Source organism: Robertmurraya sp. (genome assembly GCF_036676585.1).
In the GTDB taxonomy this organism is placed as follows: Bacteria; Bacillota; Bacilli; order Bacillales; family Cytobacillaceae; genus Robertmurraya_A.
In genome coordinates, this window is the sequence record NZ_JAKFCQ010000032.1 from 1 (window position 1) to 3,489 (window position 3,489).

General features: G+C 39.9%; 4 protein-coding genes. All 4 read left to right on the plus strand.

Going from position 1 to position 3,489, the window contains the following annotated elements; all coding sequences use genetic code 11:
* Positions 1 to 592, plus strand: a 592-nt coding sequence (locus tag ACGLXV_RS03915; protein WP_391557593.1) for a methylmalonyl-CoA mutase family protein, incomplete at its 5' end; no start/stop codon positions are given.
* Positions 593 to 754: 162 nt separating this feature from the next.
* Positions 755 to 931 carry a hypothetical protein gene (locus tag ACGLXV_RS03920; RefSeq protein ID WP_162927834.1) on the plus strand — a complete coding sequence of 59 codons (177 nt, stop codon included), beginning with the start codon at positions 755 to 757 and terminating at the stop codon, positions 929 to 931.
* A 125-nt stretch (positions 932 to 1,056) separates the two neighbouring features.
* On the plus strand, positions 1,057 to 1,629 hold the full coding sequence (gene rpoE, locus ACGLXV_RS03925; protein ID WP_391557594.1) for a DNA-directed RNA polymerase subunit delta: 573 nt from the start codon (positions 1,057 to 1,059) through the stop codon (positions 1,627 to 1,629).
* 255 nt (positions 1,630 to 1,884) lie between these two features.
* Complete coding sequence (locus ACGLXV_RS03930) at positions 1,885 to 3,486, plus strand: CTP synthase (protein ID WP_119710275.1); 1,602 nt, start codon at positions 1,885 to 1,887, stop codon at positions 3,484 to 3,486.
* The last annotated feature ends 3 nt before the right edge of the window (positions 3,487 to 3,489 follow it).

Genomic DNA, 3,489 nt, shown 5'->3' on the forward strand with positions numbered 1-3,489 from the left:
TACGAATGCATACGATGAAGCGATCACGACACCAACCGAAGAGTCGGTTCGTCGGGCAATGGCAATTCAAATGATTATTACAAAAGAGCATGGCTTATCCAAAAATGAAAATCCTCTTCAAGGCTCGTTTATTGTTGAGGAGCTCACGGACTTGGTGGAGGAAATGGTTCTTCAAGAGTTCGAGCGATTGAATGATCGTGGGGGAGTACTTGGTGCGATGGAGACACAATACCAGCGCGGAAAAATCCAAGACGAGTCGATGTACTATGAAATGAAAAAGCATACGGGTGAGCTGCCGATCATCGGCGTCAACACGTATTTAAATCCGAATCCTCCGTCAGAAGAAGAAACAGACAATATGGAGCTGGCACGAGCAACAAAAGAAGAAAAAGAACTACAAATTCAAAATCTACGTGAGTTCCAAGAGCGAAACAAAGACCAAATAGCGAAAGCGTTGCAAAAACTAAAACAATCAGCAGTCAATAACGGCAATATTTTCGAGGAACTAATGGAAACAGTAAAAGTAGCAAGCCTCGGTCAAATTACCCGTGCGTTGTATGAGGTTGGAGGGCAGTATAGACGGAATATGTAGGTATCAAAAAGAGCAAAGTGAAAGCTAGCGCTTTCTCTTTGCTCTTTACACTTTTTTTACATAACTCATACCTAAAATGTCCTAATTTTTACTATAATAGAAGAAGATAGAAAGGTCTTTTTCAAACGAAGGACCTAACCATTTTCACGGGATGTGAGATATTTGAAACAACTTCTTCAATTTATTGCTGTTATCCTTACTGTTGTTTCTGCTATTTATCTATACTCATTGCAGCTTGGTGCCATCCCTTTCTTTCTATTGGCCTTTTTTTTCTTCTATTTAGCAGTCAGATTATTTCTTAAAGAGAAAAAGAGGCAGAAAAGCGAGGGCAAGTACTAAAAAGTTTGGTATCGATTAGATAGAACTAGCATAAAGGTTCATATTTTGTTTATAATGAAGAATATGCAATAATTGTGTACATATTTTATTTGTCGTGTTTTACATAGCGAAAGGAAGTGCAAATATTGAGTTTGAAACAAGTTACTCAAGAAGAATTGCAAGAAATGTCCTTAATTGAGATTGCGTTTGAATTGCTTAAGGAAAAGAAACAGCCGGTCTCTTTTAAAGAATTAATGGATGAAATCACAGAGCTGCGTGGATTAACAGAAGATGAAGTGAGAGCGAGAATTGCTCAATTTTATACGGATTTAAATATAGATGGACGCTTTATGACGATTGGTGAAAACCGCTGGGGTCTTCGCGTTTGGTATCCAGTAGACCAAACAGAAGAAGAACACGTTACAGCTGTAAAGCCGAAGAAGAAAAAGGCGAAGAAAGTTGTCGATGAGGACGAGGATCTTGACATTGAAGAGTATGAAGAGTTAGAGGAAGAAGAGCTCGATTACGATGATGTGGATGATGACTTCGATGACGAAGATGATGATGACGATCTTCTAGATGATGACATTGATGAAGATGTAGAAGATGATGATGAAGACCTTATCGAAGATGATGAGGAATTCGATCTGGACGAAGATGAAGACGATGAAGACCTTGAAGAAGATGAATTTGATGCTGATGATGACGAGGATCTTTAAGTCGAATTTTGTAGGATCTCGACTTGACTTTTTACAGAGCTGTAGGTAGAATACTTTTTGGGCTCCTTAAAAAGGAACAATCGAAACGTAATTTCACGCTCCCCTTGCTATTTCTAGCAGGAGGGGCGTTTTTATTTTTTTACAGGCTCTTTTCAGGTGTGAAAATCGGTCTTCAAAAATCGTTTTATCCCCTTGCCAATGTAATGGATTGATATTTTAAAAATATGCACAAACTTAATAAGAGGGGGATTACAGATGACAAAGTATATTTTCGTAACAGGTGGAGTGGTTTCTTCATTAGGAAAAGGAATCACAGCAGCGTCTTTAGGACGTCTATTAAAAAATCGTGGCTTAAGCGTAACGATCCAAAAATTTGATCCATATATTAACGTGGATCCAGGGACAATGAGTCCGTATCAACACGGAGAAGTATTCGTAACAGGTGATGGTGCTGAAACGGATCTTGACTTAGGTCACTACGAGCGTTTCATCGACATTAACTTAACCAAGTATAACAACGTGACAACTGGAAAAATTTATTCAACGGTACTAAAGAAAGAGCGCCGTGGAGATTACTTAGGTGGAACAGTACAGGTTATTCCGCATATCACTAACGAAATTAAAGAGCGCGTATTCCGTGCCGGTCGTGAAACAGGAGCGGATGTGGTTATCACGGAGATTGGTGGAACAGTTGGGGATATCGAATCATTACCATTCCTAGAGGCGATTCGTCAAATCAAGAGTGATATCGGTCGTGATAATGTAATGTACATCCACTGTACACTGATTCCTTACATTAAAGCAGCTGGCGAAATGAAAACAAAGCCAACTCAGCACAGTGTAAAAGAGCTTCGCAGCTTAGGAATTCAGCCAAATATTATCGTTGTGCGTACAGAAATGCCAGTATCACAAGACATGAAGGATAAAATCGCTCTATTCTGTGATATCGATTCGAAGGCAGTGATTGAGTGCCAAGATGCAGACACATTATATGCAGTACCAATCGCACTTCAAGAGCAAAAAATGGATCAAATCGTTTGTGATCACTTGAAGCTTCAAAGCCCAGAACCAGAAATGACCGAGTGGTTAGCACTACTTGATAAAGTTCGCAATCTGTCTAAAACAACTCGCATTGCATTAGTTGGTAAGTATGTTGAGCTTCAAGATGCGTATATCTCTGTTGTGGAATCGTTGAAGCACGCAGGTTTCGCGTTTGATTCTGATATTGATATTAAGTGGATTAACGCAGAAGAAGTGAATGAAGAAAATGCACGTGAGCTTCTTTCTGATGTTGATGGAATTCTTGTACCTGGTGGTTTCGGAGACCGTGGAATTGAAGGGAAAATCACGACTATTAAATATGCTCGTGAAAACAAAGTACCTTTCCTTGGAATTTGTCTTGGTATGCAGTTGGCTTCTGTTGAATTTGCGCGTAACGTGCTTGGTCACGCAGATGCTAACTCTGCAGAAATTAACCCAGAAACAAATTACCCAATCATCGACCTTTTACCAGAGCAAAAGGATATCGAAGATCTTGGTGGAACGCTGCGCCTAGGTATCTTCCCATGTAAGCTTGAAGAAAATACAAAAGCATTTGCAGCTTACAATGATGAAGTGGTGTACGAGCGTCACCGTCATCGTTATGAGTTCAACAACCAGTTCCGTCAAGAAATGGAGCAAGCAGGCTTCATCTTCTCTGGTACTAGTCCAGATGGTCGCTTAGTGGAAATCATTGAGCTTGCTGACCACCCATGGTTCGTTGCATCTCAATTCCACCCTGAATTTATCTCAAGACCAACAAGACCTCAACCATTGTTCAGAGATTTTGTTGAAGCTTCATTGAAGTCTAAAAACTAATAT